Origin of the sequence: Pseudomonas hygromyciniae (genome assembly GCF_016925675.1) — a bacterium.
In the GTDB taxonomy this organism is placed as follows: domain Bacteria; phylum Pseudomonadota; class Gammaproteobacteria; order Pseudomonadales; family Pseudomonadaceae; genus Aquipseudomonas; species Aquipseudomonas hygromyciniae.
In genome coordinates this window covers 4657562-4678164 of sequence record NZ_CP070506.1, presented here as the reverse complement: position 1 = coordinate 4678164, position 20603 = coordinate 4657562, and the positions used below count along the sequence as shown (strand labels likewise).

Genomic DNA, 20603 nt, shown 5'->3' with positions numbered 1-20603 from the left:
AGGGAGTTGAATATGAGTATGGAAACTACGATCGCTAGTTTGGTCGCGGCTGCAAATAAGTTAACCAGCGTGGTCAATGGTAAAGTTGCTGAAATAGATGCTTCTGTATTGGCGGCTGTTCGAGCTATCCCTGACATGTCCAGATTGCTTCATGTCGACGCGATAGCCGGTAGCGACCTCGCGTTGGGTACGGTTGAAGCGCCGATTAAAACAATTAAAGAGGCGATGAGTCGAACTAAAACAACACCTTTTGTAATGATCGCCCTGAAGGCTGGTCAGACGCATGAATATGCAGCGCCTACTGATCAGACTCCATATTGGTCAGTCTCTAATAAGCTGGTTTTTTACAAATATGGCGGGGGAAGTAATCCGGTTTTCTACCCGAAAGTTGGCGAGTATATGGCTGGCCGCTCCAATATCCACTTTTTGTCGCTTGAAGGTGGCAGTGTCTACTTTCGCAGCGTTGATGTCGTTATGCCCACTGTATTGAAGGCAGAAACTTCCGATTGGTATTCCTTCGGCTCATCTCTATTTTATCGTGCACATGGTGCTGACTCTTCGGTACAGGGGTCGGTGACTTTTTCAGGGAATAAGGTGAAGCTGGGAGCGCTTAATATTTTTCACTCAGGGTATTCTGCGAACTATAGGGTGGATCTTACGTATTCTGTTGTAGATGCTGAACTTTCAACGAAGTTTGCGGACTTGTCCGGCGGTACGATGGTGCTGTCGGTGTTTGCTTCGTCAATCACCCAAAATAGGACTTGGGCACATCTTGTTGGCGGTGTGGTTAAGGATTCTGGTGGGAGTTTGTCTAACTTGCTGAGTAATGTCGGCAACGTCGTAGCGGCTGGAGTTTGATGATGATTAAAGAATTCAGAAATAAAGATCAGACTTTTTACAATGTAACTGTAGAACAGTTGCTTGATATGGGCTTCTCTCAGGCCGAAGTCGACACTGCTTTGCAGGCCGAACAGGCCGCTGATGTGGCATTCAATCGTCGCCTGGCTTACCGAACGGATTCGGACCCGCTCTATATGGAGTGGCAGTACGATCAAACCGAGGCCAAGGAGAAAGCGTGGCGGGCTAAAGTCGCCGAAATCAAGGCGCGTTTCCCACTGCCGGGTGAGTAAACCGGCAGCAATCATAAACACCGCGAAAGCGGTTTTTTTTCGCATCCAACAAAGCCCCATCGCTGGGGCTTTCGCGTTTCTGGAGTCCCTCATGGCCAACCGCCAAACCTACACCGTCCTCATCCCATTCCCCACCGGAGGTGGCCACTGGTCCGCCGTCGGCCAGGAACTGGACCTGCTGGACGTCGAAGCAACCGCCCTGCGCACTGCTGGCCGACTGGAACTGACCAGCGTGCTGGCTGCCGCCCAAGACACCCCACCGGCCAAGAAGGCCGTCACCAAGAAGGCTGAATAATCATGGCTGAGGTTTTGAACTTCGAGCATAACGGCATCACCGTCAATGCCAGCGAATCCCCCGAGGCCATGGGTGGCCTGGGTGACAACGTGATCGGTCTGGTCGGCACCGCGCCCAATGCGCATCTGTCGATCCCGAAAAACGCTCCGTTCCGCATCAACAGCTTCACCGCCCAGGCACTGCTGGACCCGACCGGCGCCGAGTCGGGCACGCTGTTTCATGCGGTGTACCAGATCCTCAAAGTGGTCAAGGTGCCGGTCTATGTGGTGATCGTCGAAGAGGGCAGCACCCCCGCCGATACCCTCAACAACGTGATCGGCGGCAATGAGCCGGTGACCGGTCGCAAGCTGGGCCTCGCGGCGCTGAGCAGCGTCCCCGAAGACCTGACCATCATTGGCGCCCCAGGCTTTACCGGGACCAAGGCCGTGGCCGGTGAGTTTGCCGCTTTCGGCAAGCGCATCAAGGCCCGTGTGGTGCTGGACGGCAAAGACGCCAGCGTCGCCGACCAAGTGACCTACAGCGGCGAGCTGGGCGGCGCCGACCTGGGTTTCGATCGCTGCCTGCTGGTACACAACATGCCGTCCGTGTACTCCAAGGCCGCGAAGAAAAACGTGTTCCTCGCGCCGTCGTCCCTGGCCATCGCCGCCTTGGCCAAGGTCAAGCAATGGGAGAGCCCAGGCAACCAGGTGACCTTCGCCGAAGACGTGTCGCGGGTGGTCGAGTACAACATCCTCGACACCTCCACCGAGGGCGACCTGCTCAACCGCTACGGCGTGAGTTACTACGCCCGCACCATTCTCGGCGGCTTCTCGCTGCTGGGTAACCGCTCCATCACCGGCAAGTTCATCAGCTATGTGGGCCTGGAAGACGCCATCAGCCGCAAGCTGGTCAAGGCCGGGCAGAAAGCCATGGCGCACAACCTGACCAAGTCGTTCATGGATCAGGAAGTCAAGCGCATCAACGACTGGCTGCAAACCCTGGTGGCCGACGAAACCATTCCTGGAGGCAGCGTGTACCTGCACCCGGAACTCAACAGTGTCGAGAAGTACAAGAACGGCACCTGGTTCATCGTGATCGACTACGGGCGCTACGCGCCAAACGAACACATGGTTTATCAACTCAATGCCCGCGATGAAATCATCGAGCAGTTTCTGGAGGACGTTCTCTAATGTTTACCAACCGAGTCAGACAGGCCATTGCGGCCACCCTCCAGGGCCTGCCGCTGTCGGCGACCGTCGAGGAGTTCTCCCCGCCGAAGATCGAGTTCGAGATGGAGCCCATGTCCGGCGGGCGTTTTATCGCCGAAGAAATGGCCAAGAGCGCCAAGGTGCTGAACGCCAAATTGGTGCTGCAAGGCGCCGGTCCTGAAATCATGCTGGCCCTGGGCGTGCGGCTGGGTGAAGACATTTTGCTCAACGTGCGTGAAGCGGGCCAGGACCAAGACGGCAAGACTTACTTCACCTACCACACCGTCGGCGGCAAGCTCAAATCCCTGGAAGAAGCCAAGCTGAAGATGGGCGAAAAGGCCACCATCACCCTGGATCTGTCCTGCCGCACGTACCAGCGCCTGGACAACGGCGTGCCGGTGATCGACATCGACGTACGCACCCAGAAGTTTGTGCTCAACGGCGTCGATATCCTCGGCGATGCCCGGCGTGCGGTGCTGATGCCGTAAGCCTTTTCACGGATCTGAAATAGGCACGGTCAGTGTGGGAGCTGGCTTGCCTGCGATGGCATCACCTCTGTTCAACTGAAAGACCGCGCTGCCTGTATCGCGGGCAAGCCAGCTCCTACATTGACCGTGCCCACGACGGGTCCAACATTTTTACTCAAGGAATTTCGCCCATGGCCTGGAAGCCACCCCTGCACATCCTGCTGGCGCCCATCACCGCCGACAGCGGTGCGAGCATCGAGCAGATCCAACTCAAACCCTTGTTCTACGCCGCGCAAAAACAAGCGCTGGCCCGCGCCGGCGAGGACGAGGACGACCAGTTCTTCGAGCTGGCCAAACTGGCCACCGGCCTCTCGGAAAAGGAGCTGGACCAACTCAAGCGCCCGGACTACGTGAGCATTGCCCAGCACGTACACGATATGTCGACGCGCCCGACCTCGTTCTTTCTGGGCGACTCCACCGAGCCCGGCGAGCAGGTGCAACTGCTGTTGCCGCTGGAAGTGGCCGGCCGCGTGTTGACCAGCGTCACCCTGGAAATGCCCGCCCTGCGTGCCACCAAGGTGATGAAAAAACTCGCCACCAACAAAGAGCGTGCCGAGTTCATCACCTCCCACTGCACCGGCCTGATGATCCCCGACCTGGACGGCCTGGCCGTGCCCGACTGGACGCAACTGCAGGAGCGCATCGACGATTTTTTAAACAAACCGGCGGACTTCTTTCGCAGCGCGACATCGAAGTAATCCTCGACGTCGTCCCGCTGGTTTACTCGGTAAACGAAGCGGAAATTCTCGAATGGAATGCCGCCAAAGCATTGCGCCGCTACGACATCGCGATTAATCGCCTTGGCGTCAAATAGGAGTAGAGCGAGATGCAAGACGCTCGATATACGCTCAAGCTTGCCGATGAAGATAAGCGCTGGATGACCTTTCCCGGGCTGGCCGAAAGTGGAGCCTTGCAACTGCCGGGCCTGCTTGAAGCACAGGACGAAAGTCTGGTTGGCGCCTCCAGTGTGGGCGGCGCAACCGAGCCGCCGTCTGAGCTGAGCCTGGCCCTGGCCAACGCCAGCCTGCATATCCACGCGTTGACCGAGGAACAGGTGCGCCTGCGCGAGAGCCTGGAAACCCTCAATGGCACCCTGTTTATCACGGGTGGACCGCTGGGCGGCACGGTCGCTGAAGCCATGACCAGTGCGCCGCAAGCTGCGCCCGAAGACAAGGCTTCGGCGACTGGGTCCTGGTTGAGCAAGAGTTCCAAATGGGTGGGTGAAAGCTTGCTTGATACGGTCAAGAGCCGGGTATCGGGCAAGGTAGTCGATGCAACGCTGGGCAAGTTGCCCTACGTCGGGAAATTGTTCCGGGACGATAGCAAGGACTGCTGCTGCCCAGGCGCCAGCGAACCCTTGACCGGGCGGGCTCGTTACGGGCCCAAAGGGTCACGAAAAACGGTGAGGCAAAACGGCACTGGCCGCACCAGCCCACCGATGCCGAGAAAAACCTCAGGGACCGGCAGCAGCGCCACTGGGCCCATGGCAATCATGAGGAGCCTGGGCGAGCGCGCAGGCAAGATGTTTGACGGCCTGAAAACGGGGTTCCTGGCGCGGGTGACTTCGGTAAGCGCCAGCCTGCGAAGGGTTTCTACCCGTGGGTTGAGCGCAGGCAAGGCGTTGCTATTAAAGAGTGCATCAGCCCTCGGCCTGCGCAAGGCCCCAGCCTCCCGCCTGGTCCCAACCCTGAGCCGGCTGGGGTCCATCGGCGTGCGCAGGTTGACGCCATTGCGCTCCGCCGATGCCGTCATCAACGTCGTCCGGGGCGTGCGCAGCGGCAACATGCGAGCCGTCGGCAGCGGCCTCGGTACCGCCGGTGCCGCATGGGCCGGCGCGTCTGCCGGAGCGGCCCTTGGCACCCTGGTATTCCCTGGCGTGGGCACTGCGGTGGGCGGCGTTATCGGCGGCCTGTTGGGCGGCGAGGGCGGTAGTTGGCTCGGTGAAAAATTGTTCGGCCCCAGTGACCGCCTGCCATCGCCCGATGCAGTGAGCAAAGAGCTCAACAGCGCCCGCTCGGACAACGTCCAGGTCACCCTGGCACCGAGCATCCAGATCACCGGCGTCAACCCCGCAGACGCTCAGCAGGTGGTCGACCGGGTTCTGCAATCCCTGCAAAACCAATGCGTGCCGATGCTCACCGACTCTTTGGCGGTTCGGCGCAACGCGGCACTGACCGATGGAGGTGATTAATGCGACAGCAGATGGTGCTGGGCGACTTTATTTTCGGGCTGTCCCGAGGGTTCGCCTATTCCACGCTCCAGCGCAGCAGTGATGGCGGCTGGGGCGACCTGGAGATTATTGCCAGCAAGCCCCAGTCGCGACAGAACGGCCAGAAGCTGGAAAAACTGACCTTCGCCGGTGCCGCCACGGCGGCCGTTGGCATGCAGCGCCTCGACCAGTTGCGCGCCTTGCAGGATGCACGGGCGCCGCTGCCGCTGGTCGATGGTATCGGCCGCAACTGGGGCCTGTGGCGCATCACGGCAGTCATCGAAAACCAGGCCAATGTGATCGATGACGGCACCGCCATGGTGATCAGTTGGTCGCTGGTGCTGGAGGAGTTCGTCAATGCGTAGAGTGCGAAGTATTGCCGGTGATTCGGTCAACCTGCTGCTTTACCGCGAGCTGGGGCGTTGCGATGACGCGGCCGAAGAAACCCTCTGGCGCTTGAACCCCGGGCTTGCCGAGCATGGCCCGGTGTTGCCGGCGGGCGTATGGGTGATCGTGCCCGAGATGGACACGAAACCGGGTGTCGCAACACCCGTTTCGGCCTGGGATTAAGGAGGCAGCATGGCAATGGGATTTACCCCGGTCGTGGAAATCTATGGCGCCAACGCGGCGTTGATCAATCCACGGCTGATGCAGTGGAAACACACCGACGCGGCGGGTATCGAATCCGACCGCCTGGAACTGACCATCAATATCGAGGGCCTGGAAGGCCTGCCGAGCCTGGGCGCCAAGATCGGCCTGCGCGTGGGGTATCGCGAGTCGGGGCTGGTGGAGAAAGGCGAGTTTGTGATCACCCAGCGCACCCCCTACCTGTTTCCCATGCGCCTGGCGATCGTGGCCACGGCGGCGCCGTTCAGCGTGCAGGACCCGAGCGGGTACCGCCAGCGCCGTTCCGCCAGCCATGGTCCCACCACCCTGGGCGCGCTGTTTCGTCAACTGGCCACGCGGCACGGGTTTTCACCCAGGGTAGCGCCGGCACTGGATGGAATCGCGATTGAGCATATCGACCAGTCCAACGAGACCGACATGGGCTTTATCACCCGCCTGGCCGGGCGCTACAACGCGGTGACCAAACCGGTCAACGAGCTGTATGTGCTGGCTGAAAGCGGACAGGTCAAATCGCTGTCGGGCCAGCAGCTACCGGATGTGCGGCTATCGGTAACCCAGGATAATCGCCCCGGCGAGCAGGCATTTATCAGCGCCCGGATTGATGACAACGCGCGGGCCAAATATCAGGGCTGCCGAGTCAGTTGGTGGGATGCCGCCGCGTCTCGCCAGCGCGTGGTCGAGGTAGGGATCGCGCCGTTCAAGACCTTGCGCCAGCGCTGCCAGAGCGAAACCGAAGCGCGGTCCGTGGCCGAGGGCGAGTTGCGCCGGGTCGGGAGGGAAGGGTTGACCATCGCCATCGATTGCCCCGGCAACCCGTTGCTGTCTGCCGAAGGGTTGCTGCTGCTGGATGAAACCTGGCCGGGGTATATGCAGGGGGAGTTGGTCGATCGACAAGGTGACCCACGCAGGCGACACGGTGACAGGCTATCGCAGTTCGATCATGGCCCGTGGATTGGCCTCTTAGACCGTTGGAGATCAAGGATGATGACACTCACGCAACTGCAACAGATCCTGCCCAACGCCCGCGCCCAAGCGGGCGTTTTTCTATCTGCGCTGAACGCGGCGATGCTCCATCACCGCATCACGGCACCTAAGCGTATGGCAGCCTTTATCGCCCAGGTCGGCCACGAGTCCAGTGAGTTGCGCTATGTGCGGGAACTGGGTGGCGAGCAATACCTGAGCAAGTACGACACCGGCACCTTGGCCGCGCGCTTGGGTAACAGCCCCGAAGCCGACGGAGACGGCCAGAAGTTCCGCGGCCGTGGCCTGATCCAGATTACCGGGCGGCGCAATTACCTGGCCTGTAGCCGGGCGCTGTTTGGCGATGAGCGCCTGCTGCACTTTCCTGAGTTGCTGGAGCAACCGCAATGGGCAGCCGAATCCGCCGCTTGGTTCTGGCTCAGCAATGGCTTGAATGAGCTGGCGGATCAGGACCAATTCACCGCGATCACCCGCCGGATCAATGGCGGCCTCAATGGGCTGGAACATCGCCAGCAATTGTGGGCGAAGGCGAGGGCGGTGCTATGCAACTGAGCTGGCGCATGCTGGCTGCTGCCTTGCTGATGCTCATCCCGGCGGCGGCCAGTTGGCAGGTCCAGGCCTGGCGCCATGGCCTTGCCTTTGAACGCCAGGCCGCGCGGCATTCACAGGTGCTCAACCAGCAAAGCCAGGCGGCACTGGTTCAGCACCAGGCCGAACAACGCAAGCGCCAGGTCCTGGAGCAACAACTGCGCGCCAGCGACCAACAGCACACACGGGAGTTGAGCGATGCACAGCGTAACCAGGTCTATCTGCGTGATCGGTTGGCCACTGCTGATGTGCGCTTGTCAGTCCTACTCGACGCCACCGACCCCGGCGACAGCCCCGCAATGCCAGCCACCACCGCCACCCGCAGCGTGGTTCATGGAGCCCCGCGAGGCCGACTTGACCCGGCGCATGCTCAACGAATTATCGGCATCACCGACGCCGGCGATAACGGATTGATCGCATTGCGGGCCTGCCAGGCATATGTTCGGGGCGTCGCCCGGTAATCTGTTGACGCCGTCTGCAGCTTGCGTGGCCGATGGGCTCCTGTAGGGTAGGCAAACCCCCGCACTTTCCTGGAGACGACCGTGAAGGAAATTACCCAACTCGCCGCCGAACTTGGCCGGCGTTTGCAGGTGCTCAATGCCCACGTCACCACCGCCGAGTCCTGCACCGGTGGCGGTATCGCCGAAGCCATCACGCGGATTCCCGGAAGTTCGGCCTGGTTCGAGGCCGGCTACGTGACCTATTCCAATCGGCAGAAGACCCGCCAGCTGAATGTGCCGCAAGGGTTGTTCCCCAAGGTTGGCGCGGTGAGCCGTGAAGTGGTCGAGGCCATGGCCCGTGGCGCCCAGGAAAAAAGCCTGGCGCGGTTTGCCGTGGCGGTCAGCGGCGTGGCGGGTCCCGATGGCGGCTCGCCGGATAAACCGGTGGGTACCGTCTGGCTGGCCTGGGGTGTCGGCGAAGAGGTTACGGCCGAGTGCCAGCACTTCCCTGGCAACCGCGACGAGGTCCGCCGACAAACGGTAAAGGCCGCATTAGAGGGGCTGTTGCGACGAGCTGCAGCAGAAATAGAAAATCAGGGGTAGGCGATCCCCGATCTTTATGGAACAATACTGTCTACTTATACAGGTGTTGGCCGTCAGGCCTTATTGATTACGTGAGGACTTTAATGGACGACAACAAGAAGAAAGCCTTGGCTGCGGCCCTGGGTCAGATCGAACGTCAATTCGGCAAGGGTGCCGTAATGCGTATGGGCGATCACGACCGTCAGGCGATCCCGGCTATTTCCACTGGCTCTCTGGGTCTGGACATCGCGCTCGGCATTGGCGGCTTGCCAAAAGGCCGTATCGTTGAAATCTACGGTCCAGAGTCTTCTGGTAAAACCACCCTGACCCTGTCGGTGATTGCCCAGGCACAAAAAATGGGCGCCACCTGCGCGTTCGTCGATGCCGAGCACGCCCTGGATCCTGAATACGCTGGCAAGCTGGGCGTCAATGTCGACGACCTGCTGGTTTCGCAACCGGACACCGGCGAACAAGCCCTGGAAATCACTGACATGCTGGTGCGCTCCAACGCCATCGACGTGATCGTGGTCGACTCCGTGGCGGCCCTGGTGCCGAAGGCAGAGATCGAAGGCGAAATGGGCGACATGCACGTCGGCCTGCAAGCCCGTCTGATGTCCCAGGCCCTGCGTAAAATCACCGGTAACATCAAGAATGCCAACTGCCTGGTGATCTTCATCAACCAGATCCGGATGAAGATCGGCGTGATGTTCGGCAGCCCGGAAACCACTACCGGTGGTAACGCGCTGAAGTTCTACGCTTCGGTCCGCCTGGACATCCGCCGTACCGGCGCGGTGAAGGAAGGTGATGAGGTTGTCGGTAGCGAAACTCGCGTCAAGGTTGTGAAGAACAAGGTGGCGCCGCCATTCCGTCAGGCTGAGTTCCAGATTCTCTACGGTAAGGGGATCTACCTGAACGGCGAGATGATCGACCTGGGCGTGCTGCACGGTTTCGTCGAGAAGTCCGGTGCCTGGTATGCCTACAACGGCAGCAAAATCGGTCAGGGCAAGGCCAACTCGGCCAAGTTCCTGCAGGACAACCCCGATATTGCGGCGACCCTTGAGAAGCAGATCCGCGACAAGCTGCTGACCCCAGCGCCAGACGTCAAGGCCGCTGCCAACCGCGAACCTGTTGACGATATGGCAGAAGCCGACGCTGATATCTGAGCCCAACGATGACCGTTGTACTCGATACGCTGGTTGCCGTACGGCGTACGGCAATGGACCTGCTCGCACGACGCGAGCATGGTCGTGTCGAGCTGACGCGTAAACTGCGTCAGCGTGGCGCCCCTCCCGAAATGATTGAAACAGCCCTCGATCGCTTGACGGAAGAGGGGCTGCTTTCAGAAGCGCGTTATCTCGAAAGTTTTGTTTCCTACCGGGCACGTTCGGGCTACGGTCCGGCGCGGATTCGCGAAGAGCTGAGCCAGAGAGGCTTGCAACGCGCCGATATCGATCTGGCGCTGCGTGAGTGCGGCATCAGTTGGCAAACGCAACTGGAAGACACCTGGCGTCGTAAGTTTGCCGGCCATTTGCCGATTGATGCTCGTGAGCGTGCCAAGCAAGGGCGTTTTTTGAGCTATCGCGGATTTTCGATGGAGATGATCAGCCGCTTGTTGAGCGGTCGCGATCTGGACGACTGAAGGCACCCTTGTAGGAGCCGGCTTGCCGGCGATAGCGGTGGTCCAGGTATCAATACAATGACTGACAGACCGCTATCGCTGGCAAGCCAGCGCCTACAAGGATTTTGCGTTATACAAAAAGGCCCGCTATGAAAATAGCGGGCCTTTTTTGCATTTTACGGCATCACGCGGGCTCCGGCGTCAGCCGTTGCTGTGTTTTACCCTGGGCCTGCGCCCAGTTTTCCGGCAAGTTGATGTAATCCACCAACTCCCGCAACCGCCCCTGGTTCCTCCCGGTGAAGTTGAACACCAACCGCGTCAGGTGGCTGAAGCGTGCCTCATCGTGCTCTTCACCTCCATAGGCCGATTGCTGGAAGTCATCACTCAGGCGCAGGTCAGCGAATTCGGTCTGTATATGCGCCAATGCGCGCTCACTAAGCGGGTGATTCATGCGTACCACAAACTGGCGCTTCAGCCAGCGGGTGGAATGGAAGTTGGCATAGAACTGGTTGATTTCATTCACGGCCTCTTCCGCGCTGTGCACCAGGCGTACCAACTTGAGATCGGTAGGCAGGATGTAGCGATTGGCTTCCAACTGGCTGCGAATAAAGTCCAGGGCACCTTGCCAGAATCCACCACCGGGCTCGTCCAGCAGAACCACGGGAACCAGTGGGCTTTTGCCGGTCTGGATCAGGGTCAGGACTTCCAGCGCTTCATCCAGGGTGCCGAAGCCACCCGGGCATAGCACCAACCCATCGGCTTCCTTGACGAAAAACAGTTTGCGGGTAAAGAAGAAATGGAATGACAGCAGGTTGTCCGTGCCATCAATGGTCGGGTTGGCATGCTGTTCAAAGGGCAGGGTGATATTGAACCCCAGGCTGTGCGCCAGGCCAGCGCCTTCGTGGGCGGCAGCCATGATGCCGCCACCGCCGCCGGTGATGACCATCAGGTCTGAGCGGGCCAGGGCCGCGCCCACTTCCCGGGCCAGGGCATAGAGCGGGCTTTCGACAGGGGTACGGGCCGAGCCGAAGACGGTGACCTTGCGGCGGCCCTTGAACTGTTCGAGCACACGAAACGCGTGGTCCAGTTCATTAATGGCTTTCAAGGTGATCTTCGCGTTCCAGCGGTCACGGTCGTCCTGGGCCATGCGCAGCACGGTGAGGATCATGTCGCGATAAAGAGGAATATTCGGGCTGCTGGGGGCAATCAGGTTAAGTTGCGCTTCGACCTGTTGCGTGAGGTCGGCCCCGTTTTCTGGAAAATGACGGGTCAGGAGGTCATTCGGTTGATCAGGCATTCAGCTTCTCCTTCGTTACAGAGCCCCGGCGTCTTATTGCAGGCTACTGGCGGCGACGAAACAGGCTCTGTATGTTCCTTGTGATTAAAAACCTTGGCACTGCAAGTCACGCGAGGGCAACCTTTTTTACCCTGGGAATGTTATCGGATCACTCGATCATGAGCCCCTAAAGTCTTGTCTGGCAATAACTTAATGGGATTGACGAGGGTTTTGCAGGGGGAATTGTGGTGAGGGGTGTACCCCTCGCCACAGGGTTCTCGGGGAGGGGCTTACTTTTTCTTCTTGGCTGGGGCCGGGCAATCAGCTTCAACGAACTTGACCGACGCCACCGGGCGATTGGTCTTGTTCTCGGTGATTTCGTAGCGCATCACGGCGCCCTTGGCCATCAACTCGCGATAGCCTTTGTTCAGGCAAACGCTTTGCCCCAGCTGGAAATACACAGCCTTGGGGTTGGCACGCATTTGCTCGGCCCGTTCGGGCAGCACGCTCAGGTGGTCAATCAGATGCATGCCTTCGACGGTGTAGGCCACCTCCAAGGTTTGCTCATCAATTTCCCTGGGCAGGTCTTTGTTGCTTTCCGCTGCGACGCTTTGCAGCTTCTTGTTCATTTGCAGCTCCACCAGGGAGGCTGCCTGGGCGCCCAAGGGCAATACCAGCGCCAGGGCAACTGTGGGGGCGGCAAGACGCAACATAAGACGCAGCATGAAACTCTCCTGATTCGGTTACTGGTCCATAGACCCGTCACTGCGCAGTGCGTTCAGTGGCGCAGGATTATAGGTGACCTCTAGCTGCGACGGCCAGGCGTATTGGCTGGGCGGCTCTGCTAAACTGCCGGCACTTTTGCTGCCCCCGAGTTTTCTCCGTGTCGACTTTCATCGCTTCACAACGGCACCCGCTATGAGCCACGCGGTGTTCCGTCTGCGTACCCAGCGCCTGGCCCGTGCCGTGAGCCCCTTTGTTGCCCGTGGCTCGCGTGCCGAACGTTGCCCCAGGTGCCGGGTCATCCCCGAATATTGTCTGTGTGCCTGGCGCCCCAAGGTCGCGGCCAAGTCGGCCATGTGTCTGTTGATGCATGACGTGGAACCGATGAAACCCAGTAATACCGGTTGGCTGATCGCCGATGTCATCGACGATACAAGCGCTTTCCCCTGGGCGCGCACCGCCGTTGAGCCTGAGCTGCTGGCGCTGTTGGCCGACCCGCAATGGCAACCCTACATCGTCTTTCCCGGCGAGTTTGTAGCGCCACAGCGGGTGGTCAACGAGGTCAAGGTGGCGGATGGCAAGCGCCCGCTGTTCATCCTGCTGGACGGCACCTGGAGCGAAGCGCGAAAGATGTTCCGCAAGAGCCCGTATCTGGAGCATCTGCCGGTACTGAGCCTGGAACCGGAGCAGCTATCGCGCTACAAGTTGCGCCGTTCCAAACGCGATGACCATTTCTGCACAGCCGAAGTGGCGGCCTTGTGCCTGGAGCTGGCCGAGGACCAACAGGCCAGCGAAGTGCTGGATGCCTACCTGGATGTGTTCAGTACCCATTACCTGGCGGCCAAGTTCCAGTTGGCCCTGGACCCGACGGACAGCGTCCACACGCGTCTTGCCCCTTATCTGTAGGCATTGGGGCCAGATGACCTTTGCATGATGGCACTGCAACGCCTGAGCCGGCTAAAATGCCATCAAGCGTAACTGTTCGTGACAGCCGCTGGCTGGCACCTCGTACGTTGGTGAGCACCGAACCCATCGGTGCTCCCATAAAAAACAGGATCATTTAATAAATGGCCACATACGAAATCCTGATTGCCGATGACCACCCACTTTTTCGCAGCGCGCTGCACCAGGCGGTCACACTGGGCCTGGGCCCGGATGTACGCCTGGTGGAAGTGGGCAGCATCGCGGAACTGGAAGCCCGCCTGACTGACAAGACCGATTGGGATCTGGTGCTGTTGGACCTGAACATGCCTGGTGCCTACGGGTTTTCCGGCCTGGTGCTGTTGCGCGGGCAATATCCGCAGATTCCGGTGGTGATGGTGTCGGCCCAGGAAGAGGCCGATATCGTAGTGCGTTCCCGGGAGTTCGGGGCCAGTGGTTTTATCCCCAAATCCAGTTCCATGGAGCAGATTCAAACAGCGGTGCGTACGGTGTTGGACGGTGACGTCTCGTGGCCGCCCCAGGCCTTCGAAGAAATCAACGTGTCCGCCGAAGCCAAGGCTGCCCAGGAAGGGCTCGCCAGCCTTACGCCCCAGCAGTTCCGTGTGTTGACCATGGTCTGCGAAGGCTTGCTGAACAAGCAGATCGCCTATGAATTGAGCGTGTCCGAAGCCACTATCAAGGCGCACGTCACCGCGATTTTCCGCAAGCTGGGTGTGCGCACCCGGACCCAGGCGGCGCTGCTGTTGCAACAACTTGAGTCAATTTCCCACTCGTAGGGTGGCTCGATTCACGCTTTTTTGACCAGGCGTGCTCTAGCTTCCTCCCATCTTTTTTGCTCAGTTGCCTACCTATGTCGCCTTTCAAGGGTCAAACCGGTATCAAACGTATCTTCAACGCAGGGGGCTACTCCCTCGATGGCCTGCGTGCGGCTTTCACCGGCGAGGCGGCCTTTCGCCAGTTGGTCTTGCTCAATGTCATCCTGATTCCGTTGAGCTTCTTCCTCACGGTCAGCCGCGTAGAGCGCGCACTGCTGATTGCCGTGTGCCTGCTGGCGTTGATTGTGGAGTTGCTCAACTCGGCTGTGGAAGCGGCAATCGACCGGATTTCCCTGGATCGCCACCCCCTGTCGAAAAACGCCAAGGACATGGGCAGCGCCGCGCAATTCGTGGCGCTGACCATGATCACCGTAGTGTGGGCCGTGATCCTGATCTAGGCGATGTTCGGCAGGACGATCTCGTCGCTGCGCTGCACCCCGGCGGTGAAGGCGCGGCACAGTTCGAGGAACTCGCGCATGGCCGAGGTCTGGTACTTCTGTTTATGCCAGATAAAGTAGAACTGCCGGGCCAGGTCCAGGTCCGGCGTCTCTACTGGCACCAGGCTGCCACGGCGGAACGCATCTCGTAACGCCAGGCGCGAAATGCAGCCAATCCCCAATCCCGACTCCACCGCCCGCTTGATCGCCTCGGTATGCTCCAGCTCCAGGCGGATATTCAGCGCGCTGCGATGATGGCGCATGGCTTGATCAAAGGTCAGGCGTGTCCCGGAGCCCTGTTCCCGCAGGATCCATGCTTCATGGGTCAACTGCTCCATGGTCGCCTGACCGCGCTGGGCCAGGGGATGTTGCGGCGCGCAGAACACCACCAGTTCATCCTCGACCCAGGTTTGCACCTCGATGTCCGGGTGGCTGCAGTCACCTTCGATTAGACCCAGATCAATTTCGTAATGCGCAACCTGATGCACGATATGCGCAGTGTTCTGTACATGCAGCTTCACCTGGCTCTCGGGATGCTGCTGCATGAAACTGCCGATCAGCAGGGTGGCCAGGTAATTGCCGATGGTCAGGGTGGCGCCGACCGCCAGGGAACCGAAGCCGGACTTGCCGTTGAGCAGGTCTTCGATCTCCTTGGCCTGGTCCAGTAGCGCCACCGCCTGGGGTAGCAGTTGATGGCCGAGGGCGTTGAGGCTCAGGCGTTTACCGGCGCGGTCGAATAATTGACAGCTGGATTGGCGCTCCAGCTCGGTGATCGAGGTGCTGGCGGCGGATTGAGATAAGGCCAGAAGGCCAGCAGCGCGTGACACACTTTCCTGCTGGGCGACGGCGACGAAGACTTGCAGTTGACGGAGAGTAAATCGCATATCGATATAACCGATAACCCTTATCTTAATAATCCAGTTAACAGATATTGTCGCCGCCATTAGAATACTGTGCAATTGCGCACCTATCATTTTGGCGCAGACCCATTTCCAGGAGTTCCCCGTACATGAGCAACATGAACCACGAGCGTGTCCTCAGTGTTCATCACTGGAACGACACTCTGTTCAGCTTCAAGTGCACCCGCGACCCGGGCCTGCGCTTCGAGAACGGTCAGTTCGTGATGATCGGCCTGCAACAGCCTAACGGCCGCCCGCTCATGCGCGCTTACTCCATCGCCAGCCCGAACTGGGAAGAGCATCTGGAGTTCTTCAGCATCAAGGTCCCGGATGGCCCGCTGACTTCCCAATTGCAGCATTTGAAGGAAGGCGACGAGATCATCATCAGCAAAAAACCGACTGGCACCCTGGTGCTGGACGATTTGAAGCCGGGCAAGCACCTGTACCTGCTCAGCACCGGTACTGGCCTCGCCCCATTCATGAGCGTGATCCAGGACCCGGAAACCTACGAGCGCTTTGAAAAAGTGATCCTGTGCCACGGCGTGCGTTACGTCAACGAAGTCGCCTATCGCGAATTCATCACCGAGCACCTGCCGCAGAACGAGTTCTTCGGCGAGGCGCTGCGTGAAAAGTTGATCTACTACCCGACCGTGACCCGCGAGCCCTTCGAAAACGAAGGCCGCCTGACCGACCTGATGCGCAGCGGTAAGCTGTTCAGCGATATCGGTCTGCCGCCGATCAACCCCGAAGACGACCGCGCCATGCTGTGCGGTAGCCCAAGCATGTTGGATGAGACCAGCGAAGTGCTGAACAGCTTCGGTCTGAAGGTTTCGCCACGGATGCGTGAGCCGGGTGACTACCTGATCGAACGCGCCTTCGTCGAGAAGTGACCTCGGGACACCTGTAGGAGCGAGCTTGCTCGCGAAAGTCGTCAACGATAACGCGGTCATGCAGAGTTGACGCGTTGCCCTTGGGTTCTTCGCGAGCAAGCTCGCTCCTACAGATGAAGGCGTTTGCAAAGAAAAGCCCGCATTGCCTGTGAAGGCAGTGCGGGCTTTTTCATTGCTGCGATTTACTGCGCGGCAACCACTTCAAGCACACAAATCATCCCCGCCTCGGGATAGTGCCAGCGCACATCCACATCCCAGAACCGCACGCCGTATTCGCGCTCTGGCCCGGGCGTCTGATAGGCCGGCCGCGGATCCTGCGCCAGGCATTGCTCAATCAGCTCCACCAACGGCTCGCCCAGGCGCTGGGCGTGGCCTTGCGCCTGGTGCAGGGCAGTCTTCAGCCACTGCACGGGAATCAGTTGCGGCGCGCTGCTGGCGATGCTGTTGGTAGCCGTGTCGACGATGTCGGCATAGGGCACATACGGTTTGATATCCAATACCGGCGTGCCATCGAGCAGATCAATCCCGGAAATCCATAGCCGGCCTGGCTCCACCTTGTCCAGTTTTACTACCGACTGGCCGATCCCATTGGGGCGATGGGTCGCGCGGGTTGCAAAGACACCCATGGATGTATTGCCGCCCAGGCGCGGTGGGCGCACTTTCAAGCGCGGCTTGTCTTCCAGGGCCTGATGAAACAGGAACAGCAGCCACACATGGCTGACCTGCTCCAGGCCTTGCACCGCCTCACCCTGGTCGAACGGTGCCACCAGCTCCAACACGCCCCGTGCGGCGGGCGCCAGTTGTGGCTGGCGCGGGATGGCGAACTTCTCCTTGAAGCAGGAGCGCACAAAGCCCACGGGCGAGACGTTGTAACTCATGGCTTACGCGCGAACCCGCAGGGTCAGGCCCTTGAGGAAGTTACGCAGCAACTGGTCGCCACACGGGCGATAGTTGGTGTGGCCGAACTTGCGGAACAGCGCGCTCAGCTCTGGCTTGGACACCGGGAACTCGGCCGCCTTGAGGATGGCGTGCATGTCGTCTTCCTTGAGTTCGAAGGCCACGCGCAGCTTCTTGAGGATGATGTTGTTGGTCACCGGGGTTTCGATCGGCTGCGGTGGACGGCTTTCGTCCTTGCCGCGCTTGAAGATCACCAGGCCATCGAGGAAGTGCGCCATGACCTCGTCGGGGCAGAACACGAAGCCTTCTTCCTCGTCCTTCTTGAGGTAGGTCAGCAGGTCTTCCTTGGACACTTCCATGCCGCCGATCTTGATGATCTCGACCATCTTGTTGTCGCTGATGTCGAGCATGTAGCGCACGCTGCGCAGTACGTCGTTGTGAATCATGGTGGGCAATCCTGGTATTCGACTGTGGACACCGCCCGGACGGGTGATGTCGATAGATAGGGCGACTTAGAACTTTTCTTTGCCGGACATGTAGCGCCACTGGCCAACCGGCACCTTGCCGATGGACACGCCGCCAATGCGGATCCGGCGAATGGCCACAACCTTCAGGCCAATGGCTTCGCAGAACAGGGCGATGATGCCGGGCTGCGGGTTTTTCAGGGCAAAGCGCAGGCGGTTCTCGTTCTGCCAGCTGGCTTTGACCGCCGGCAATTCCTTGCCTTTGTACATCAGGCCGTGGGCGAGGCGGTTCAGGCCGTGCTCTGCCACGTCGCCTGCGACCTCAACCACATACTCCTGCTCGATCTTGGCGGCGTCGGCCGTCAGCTTGCGCAGGATCTTCCAGTCCTGGGTAAACACCAGCAGGCCGCTGGCCTTGGCTTGCAGATCGGCGCTGGCGGTCAGGCGCAGGAAGTGGCCTTTGAGCGGGCGCTTGCTGAAGCGGTGCTCTTCGGACAGGGTCTCGGCGCTCAGGGACTGCATCGCACTGTCGACGTCTACGCCGGCCGGTGCATGAAACAGGATAGTCACCGGCTCAGGAACCGTGGCCTTGGCCTCGGGATCAAGTTCGACTTTTTGTGTCGTGACCTTGAACTGCGGCTCGTCGATCACTTCGCCATCCACCGAGACCCAGCCGCCTTCGATGAACAGTTCGGCCTCCCGACGGGAGCAACCGACCAGTTCGATGAGGCGTTTGGAGAGGCGTATGGGGTCAGTCATGACAAGGGCCGTAACAAAAGGGGGCCGCTATTGTACCTGCCTGGCGCCGGTTAATCCCGGCCCCATTTCAGTGCTCGCGCTTTTTGTGGGAGCTGGCTTGCCTGCGATGGCATCACCTCGGCATACCTGATGCACCGAGTTGACCGCATCGCAGGCAAGCCAGCTCCTACATTTGATTTGGGTTGTGTCAGCCGCTGCGTGTTTGTTGGGCCTGTTTCAGGCGCATGTGCAGCAAGGGATAGGGCTGGCCCATGCCGTCATGCTCGGTGCGCCCAATCACTTCAAAACCTTGCTTGATATAGAAGCCCAGGGCCTGTGGGTTCTGTTCGTTGACGTCCAGTTCATCGGCATTCATCGACGCAACGGCATAGTGCAGCAATTGCCGCCCCAGGCCCTGGCCCCGGTATTGCGGGTCGATGAACAGCATCTCGACCTTGCCTGCGGCGACGCCGGCAAACCCGGTGATCCGTTGGCGCGCGTCCTTGGTACAGATCAGCATCACCGCATCGAGGTAACGCGTCAGCACCAGGTGTCGCAGGCACTCGATGTAGCTTTGCGGCAGGAAGTCATGGGTGGCCCGCACCGAGTCCTCCCAGATCCGGGTCAGCTCCTGATAATCGCTGGGTTTAGGCGTGTGAATAACCGAGTGCTGGCCCATGCCCGCTGCTCCTTGCTGCTTGTTGGCGTTGATGGGGCAAACGATAGACCGAAAAAAGCCCCGCATCTTGTCCAGAAGCAGGGCTTTTTCAATTTTTTCAGCTTAGTCGCGTTTTTGCGCCCAGAGATCGTACTCGTCGGCGTCGGTGACCGTGCACCACACCTTGTCGCCTGGCTTGAGACCGCTGGCGTCGTCGATAAATACGTTACCGTCGATTTCCGGAGCGTCGAAGAAGCAACGGCCGACCGCGCCTTGCTCGTCCACTTCGTCGATCAGTACTTCGATTTCCTTGCCGATGCGCAGTTGCAGGCGTGCCGAGCTGATGGCCTGCTGATGGGCCATGAAACGCTCCCAACGGTCCTGCTTGACGTCATCCGGCACCACGGCCAGGTCCAGCAGGTTGGCTGGCGCACCTTCCACTGGCGAGTACTGGAAGCAGCCGACGCGATCGAGCTGGGCTTCGGTCAGCCAATCCAGCAGGTACTGGAAGTCTTCTTCGGTTTCGCCGGGGAAGCCGACGATAAAGGTCGAACGGATGATCAGCTCTGGGCAGATCTGGCGCCAGTTCTTGATCCGCGCCAGGGTCTTGTCTTCAAAGGCCGGGCGTTTCATGGCCTTGAGCACTTTCGGGCTGGCGTGTTGGAACGGGATGTCCAGGTACGGCAGGATCTTGCCGGCGGCCATCAGCGGGATCAACTCGTCGACGTGCGGGTATGGATAGACGTAGTGCAGGCGCACCCACACACCCAGGCTGCTCAAGGCTTCGCACAATTCGGTCATGCGGGTTTTCACCGGCGCGCCGTTCCAGAACCCGGTGCGGTATTTCACGTCGACGCCGTAGGCGCTGGTGTCCTGGGAGATCACCAGCAGCTCTTTGACGCCAGACTTGACCAGGCGCTGGGCTTCGTCCAATACATCGCCCACCGGGCGGCTGACCAGCTTGCCGCGCATCGATGGGATGATGCAGAAGCTGCAGCTGTGGTTGCAGCCTTCGGAAATCTTCAGGTACGCATAATGGCGCGGGGTCAGCTTGATGCCTTGTGGCGGCACCAGGTCGATCAGTGGGTTGTGGTCCTGGCGCGGCGGCACCACATCGTGCACGGCGTTGACCACCTGCTCGTACTGCTGCGGTCCGGTCACGGCCAATACGCTTGGGTGCACGTTGCGGATATTGCCTTCCTCCACACCCATGCAGCCGGTAACGATGACCTTGCCGTTTTCCTTGATGGCTTCGCCGATCACTTCCAGGGACTCGGCCTTGGCCGAGTCAATGAAGCCACAGGTGTTGACCACCACCACGTCGGCGTCCTGGTAGGTGGACACGACGTCGTAGCCTTCCATGCGCAGTTGCGTGAGGATGCGCTCGGAGTCGACCAGAGCCTTCGGGCAACCCAGGGAAACAAAGCCAACCTTGGGGTTGGCTTTTGCGATGGTGGTGGACATGTCTAACCTCGGTATTGAATGACGCCGCCAGTCGGGTACGACAGGGCTGCGGATGGGCACTTGATGTGCCTCTGATCAAAAAGTGCGCAATTCTAGCGGTGGGAAACGCGCTTGACCAGCTTTATGCAGGGAAATACGACGAGTGCTGCGCTATGCTTCGCGCCGTTGCATTTGGGTAAAGCCGATGGTCAACAAATCATCTGTTACTAGAAGTAA

At 59.8% G+C, this 20603-nt stretch carries 26 protein-coding genes and 1 pseudogene; 19 read left to right on the top strand and 8 right to left on the bottom strand.

The features are described 5' to 3' along the window. Positions 1-12: 12 nt before the first annotated feature. The 15 genes and pseudogenes from JTY93_RS20950 to recX all read left to right on the top strand — a co-directional run bounded on the left by JTY93_RS20950 (position 13) and on the right by recX (position 10205). The gene (locus JTY93_RS20950; protein ID WP_205476517.1) at positions 13-858 is read left to right on the top strand and encodes a hypothetical protein; all 846 of its coding nucleotides are present in this window, start codon (positions 13-15) and stop codon (positions 856-858) included. Beyond that, positions 858-1130 (top strand): UBA domain-containing protein, encoded by a 273-nt coding sequence (locus JTY93_RS20945; protein ID WP_205476518.1) that lies wholly within the window; start codon positions 858-860, stop codon positions 1128-1130. The genes JTY93_RS20950 and JTY93_RS20945 overlap by 1 nt, the downstream gene beginning before the upstream one ends. Positions 1131-1221: 91 nt before the next feature. Beyond that, positions 1222-1425 carry a hypothetical protein gene (locus tag JTY93_RS20940; protein WP_057444703.1) on the top strand — a complete coding sequence of 68 codons (204 nt, stop codon included), beginning with the start codon at positions 1222-1224 and terminating at the stop codon, positions 1423-1425. A gap of 2 nt (positions 1426-1427) precedes the next feature. Further along, a complete protein-coding gene (locus JTY93_RS20935) occupies positions 1428-2594 on the top strand; it encodes a phage tail sheath protein (protein WP_205476519.1) in 1167 nt (388 codons plus the stop codon). Further along, complete coding sequence (locus JTY93_RS20930) at positions 2594-3100, top strand: phage major tail tube protein (protein WP_205476520.1); 507 nt, start codon at positions 2594-2596, stop codon at positions 3098-3100. The genes JTY93_RS20935 and JTY93_RS20930 overlap by 1 nt, the downstream gene beginning before the upstream one ends. Before the next feature lie 170 nt (positions 3101-3270). Continuing rightward, entirely contained in the window at positions 3271-3837 is a 567-nt protein-coding gene (locus JTY93_RS20925; protein ID WP_029295295.1) for a phage tail assembly protein, read from the top strand. 128 nt (positions 3838-3965) lie between these two features. Beyond that, positions 3966-5330 (top strand): glycine zipper domain-containing protein, encoded by a 1365-nt coding sequence (locus JTY93_RS20920; RefSeq protein ID WP_205476521.1) that lies wholly within the window; start codon positions 3966-3968, stop codon positions 5328-5330. Next, a complete protein-coding gene (locus tag JTY93_RS20915) occupies positions 5330-5713 on the top strand; it encodes a phage tail protein (RefSeq protein ID WP_205476522.1) in 384 nt (127 codons plus the stop codon). The genes JTY93_RS20920 and JTY93_RS20915 overlap by 1 nt, the downstream gene beginning before the upstream one ends. After that, positions 5706-5918, top strand: a complete 213-nt coding sequence (locus JTY93_RS20910) for a tail protein X (protein ID WP_205476523.1) — start codon at positions 5706-5708, stop codon at positions 5916-5918. The genes JTY93_RS20915 and JTY93_RS20910 overlap by 8 nt, the downstream gene beginning before the upstream one ends. A 9-nt stretch (positions 5919-5927) precedes the next feature. Next, positions 5928-6939, top strand: a pseudogene (locus tag JTY93_RS20905) (phage late control D family protein). A 20-nt stretch (positions 6940-6959) separates the two neighbouring features. After that, entirely contained in the window at positions 6960-7508 is a 549-nt protein-coding gene (locus JTY93_RS20900; RefSeq protein WP_205476540.1) for a glycoside hydrolase family 19 protein, read from the top strand. Beyond that, the gene (locus JTY93_RS20895) at positions 7499-8005 is read left to right on the top strand and encodes a lysis system i-spanin subunit Rz (protein WP_205476525.1); all 507 of its coding nucleotides are present in this window, start codon (positions 7499-7501) and stop codon (positions 8003-8005) included. Before JTY93_RS20900 ends, JTY93_RS20895 begins: the two co-directional genes overlap by 10 nt. A gap of 81 nt (positions 8006-8086) precedes the next feature. Next, on the top strand, positions 8087-8587 hold the full coding sequence (locus JTY93_RS20890; protein ID WP_169954590.1) for a CinA family protein: 501 nt from the start codon (positions 8087-8089) through the stop codon (positions 8585-8587). An 83-nt stretch (positions 8588-8670) separates the two neighbouring features. After that, positions 8671-9729, top strand: coding sequence for a recombinase RecA (gene recA / locus JTY93_RS20885; protein WP_029295312.1), 1059 nt, complete (start codon positions 8671-8673; stop codon positions 9727-9729). An 8-nt stretch (positions 9730-9737) separates the two neighbouring features. Then, positions 9738-10205, top strand: coding sequence for a recombination regulator RecX (gene recX / locus JTY93_RS20880; RefSeq protein WP_032858392.1), 468 nt, complete (start codon positions 9738-9740; stop codon positions 10203-10205). A gap of 163 nt (positions 10206-10368) precedes the next feature. Here recX and JTY93_RS20875 read toward each other — a convergent pair whose 3' ends face one another. After that, positions 10369-11481: an LOG family protein gene (locus JTY93_RS20875; RefSeq protein ID WP_205476526.1), complete on the bottom strand. Its 1113-nt coding sequence runs from the start codon at positions 11479-11481 to the stop codon at positions 10369-10371. Positions 11482-11750: 269 nt separating this feature from the next. Continuing rightward, positions 11751-12185, bottom strand: coding sequence for a PA3611 family quorum-sensing-regulated virulence factor (locus tag JTY93_RS20870; RefSeq protein ID WP_070994807.1), 435 nt, complete (start codon positions 12183-12185; stop codon positions 11751-11753). Positions 12186-12378: 193 nt separating this feature from the next. Here JTY93_RS20870 and JTY93_RS20865 point away from each other — a divergent pair, with 193 nt between their 5' ends. The 3 genes from JTY93_RS20865 (at position 12379) to JTY93_RS20855 (ending at position 14338) form a co-directional block, all read left to right on the top strand. Next, positions 12379-13089 carry a tRNA-uridine aminocarboxypropyltransferase gene (locus JTY93_RS20865; protein ID WP_205476527.1) on the top strand — a complete coding sequence of 237 codons (711 nt, stop codon included), beginning with the start codon at positions 12379-12381 and terminating at the stop codon, positions 13087-13089. A 161-nt stretch (positions 13090-13250) separates the two neighbouring features. After that, entirely contained in the window at positions 13251-13901 is a 651-nt protein-coding gene (gene erdR / locus JTY93_RS20860; RefSeq protein WP_029295324.1) for a response regulator transcription factor ErdR, read from the top strand. A 74-nt stretch (positions 13902-13975) separates the two neighbouring features. Further along, positions 13976-14338 (top strand): diacylglycerol kinase, encoded by a 363-nt coding sequence (locus tag JTY93_RS20855; RefSeq protein WP_029295326.1) that lies wholly within the window; start codon positions 13976-13978, stop codon positions 14336-14338. Here the strand turns inward: JTY93_RS20855 and JTY93_RS20850 are convergent. Then, complete coding sequence (locus JTY93_RS20850; RefSeq protein WP_029295328.1) at positions 14335-15261, bottom strand: LysR family transcriptional regulator; 927 nt, start codon at positions 15259-15261, stop codon at positions 14335-14337. The two genes, JTY93_RS20855 and JTY93_RS20850, sit on opposite strands and share 4 nt — an antisense overlap. A 125-nt stretch (positions 15262-15386) precedes the next feature. Between JTY93_RS20850 and fpr the strand changes: the two genes are divergently transcribed. Further along, positions 15387-16166 carry a ferredoxin-NADP reductase gene (fpr, locus tag JTY93_RS20845; protein WP_003172178.1) on the top strand — a complete coding sequence of 260 codons (780 nt, stop codon included), beginning with the start codon at positions 15387-15389 and terminating at the stop codon, positions 16164-16166. Between the two features lie 182 nt (positions 16167-16348). Here the strand turns inward: fpr and tsaA are convergent, their stop codons facing one another. The 5 genes from tsaA to rimO form a co-directional block, all read right to left on the bottom strand. Next, on the bottom strand, positions 16349-17044 hold the full coding sequence (gene tsaA, locus JTY93_RS20840) for a tRNA (N6-threonylcarbamoyladenosine(37)-N6)-methyltransferase TrmO (protein WP_205476528.1): 696 nt from the start codon (positions 17042-17044) through the stop codon (positions 16349-16351). 3 nt (positions 17045-17047) lie between these two features. Beyond that, the gene (locus tag JTY93_RS20835) at positions 17048-17509 is read right to left on the bottom strand and encodes a YehS family protein (protein ID WP_029295331.1); all 462 of its coding nucleotides are present in this window, start codon (positions 17507-17509) and stop codon (positions 17048-17050) included. 66 nt (positions 17510-17575) lie between these two features. Next, positions 17576-18286 carry an rRNA pseudouridine synthase gene (locus JTY93_RS20830; RefSeq protein ID WP_169993802.1) on the bottom strand — a complete coding sequence of 237 codons (711 nt, stop codon included), beginning with the start codon at positions 18284-18286 and terminating at the stop codon, positions 17576-17578. A gap of 187 nt (positions 18287-18473) precedes the next feature. After that, entirely contained in the window at positions 18474-18944 is a 471-nt protein-coding gene (locus JTY93_RS20825; protein ID WP_205476529.1) for a GNAT family N-acetyltransferase, read from the bottom strand. 102 nt (positions 18945-19046) lie between these two features. Further along, positions 19047-20387, bottom strand: a complete 1341-nt coding sequence (gene rimO / locus JTY93_RS20820) for a 30S ribosomal protein S12 methylthiotransferase RimO (RefSeq protein WP_076961824.1) — start codon at positions 20385-20387, stop codon at positions 19047-19049. Between the last annotated feature and the right edge of the window lie 216 nt (positions 20388-20603).

Excerpts from the sequence above, each read along its gene's own strand:
- JTY93_RS20850 (WP_029295328.1), bottom strand. The coding sequence starts at position 15,261 with ATGCGATTTACTCTCCGTCAACTGCAAGTCTTCGTCGCCGTCGCCCAG.
- tsaA (WP_205476528.1), bottom strand. The coding sequence starts at position 17,044 with ATGAGTTACAACGTCTCGCCCGTGGGCTTTGTGCGCTCCTGCTTCAAG.
- JTY93_RS20825 (WP_205476529.1), bottom strand. The coding sequence starts at position 18,944 with ATGGGCCAGCACTCGGTTATTCACACGCCTAAACCCAGCGATTATCAG.
- JTY93_RS20830 (WP_169993802.1), bottom strand. The coding sequence starts at position 18,286 with ATGACTGACCCCATACGCCTCTCCAAACGCCTCATCGAACTGGTCGGT.
- erdR (WP_029295324.1), top strand. The coding sequence starts at position 13,251 with ATGGCCACATACGAAATCCTGATTGCCGATGACCACCCACTTTTTCGC.
- JTY93_RS20835 (WP_029295331.1), bottom strand. The coding sequence starts at position 17,509 with ATGATTCACAACGACGTACTGCGCAGCGTGCGCTACATGCTCGACATC.
- JTY93_RS20895 (WP_205476525.1), top strand. The coding sequence starts at position 7,499 with ATGCAACTGAGCTGGCGCATGCTGGCTGCTGCCTTGCTGATGCTCATC.
- JTY93_RS20930 (WP_205476520.1), top strand. The coding sequence starts at position 2,594 with ATGTTTACCAACCGAGTCAGACAGGCCATTGCGGCCACCCTCCAGGGC.
- JTY93_RS20945 (WP_205476518.1), top strand. The coding sequence starts at position 858 with ATGATGATTAAAGAATTCAGAAATAAAGATCAGACTTTTTACAATGTA.
- JTY93_RS20910 (WP_205476523.1), top strand. The coding sequence starts at position 5,706 with ATGCGTAGAGTGCGAAGTATTGCCGGTGATTCGGTCAACCTGCTGCTT.
- JTY93_RS20920 (WP_205476521.1), top strand. The coding sequence starts at position 3,966 with ATGCAAGACGCTCGATATACGCTCAAGCTTGCCGATGAAGATAAGCGC.
- fpr (WP_003172178.1), top strand. The coding sequence starts at position 15,387 with ATGAGCAACATGAACCACGAGCGTGTCCTCAGTGTTCATCACTGGAAC.
- JTY93_RS20855 (WP_029295326.1), top strand. The coding sequence starts at position 13,976 with ATGTCGCCTTTCAAGGGTCAAACCGGTATCAAACGTATCTTCAACGCA.
- JTY93_RS20925 (WP_029295295.1), top strand. The coding sequence starts at position 3,271 with ATGGCCTGGAAGCCACCCCTGCACATCCTGCTGGCGCCCATCACCGCC.
- JTY93_RS20950 (WP_205476517.1), top strand. The coding sequence starts at position 13 with ATGAGTATGGAAACTACGATCGCTAGTTTGGTCGCGGCTGCAAATAAG.
- recX (WP_032858392.1), top strand. The coding sequence starts at position 9,738 with ATGACCGTTGTACTCGATACGCTGGTTGCCGTACGGCGTACGGCAATG.
- JTY93_RS20915 (WP_205476522.1), top strand. The coding sequence starts at position 5,330 with ATGCGACAGCAGATGGTGCTGGGCGACTTTATTTTCGGGCTGTCCCGA.
- JTY93_RS20900 (WP_205476540.1), top strand. The coding sequence starts at position 6,960 with ATGACACTCACGCAACTGCAACAGATCCTGCCCAACGCCCGCGCCCAA.
- JTY93_RS20940 (WP_057444703.1), top strand. The coding sequence starts at position 1,222 with ATGGCCAACCGCCAAACCTACACCGTCCTCATCCCATTCCCCACCGGA.
- JTY93_RS20875 (WP_205476526.1), bottom strand. The coding sequence starts at position 11,481 with ATGCCTGATCAACCGAATGACCTCCTGACCCGTCATTTTCCAGAAAAC.
- recA (WP_029295312.1), top strand. The coding sequence starts at position 8,671 with ATGGACGACAACAAGAAGAAAGCCTTGGCTGCGGCCCTGGGTCAGATC.
- rimO (WP_076961824.1), bottom strand. The coding sequence starts at position 20,387 with ATGTCCACCACCATCGCAAAAGCCAACCCCAAGGTTGGCTTTGTTTCC.
- JTY93_RS20870 (WP_070994807.1), bottom strand. The coding sequence starts at position 12,185 with ATGCTGCGTCTTATGTTGCGTCTTGCCGCCCCCACAGTTGCCCTGGCG.
- JTY93_RS20865 (WP_205476527.1), top strand. The coding sequence starts at position 12,379 with ATGAGCCACGCGGTGTTCCGTCTGCGTACCCAGCGCCTGGCCCGTGCC.
- JTY93_RS20935 (WP_205476519.1), top strand. The coding sequence starts at position 1,428 with ATGGCTGAGGTTTTGAACTTCGAGCATAACGGCATCACCGTCAATGCC.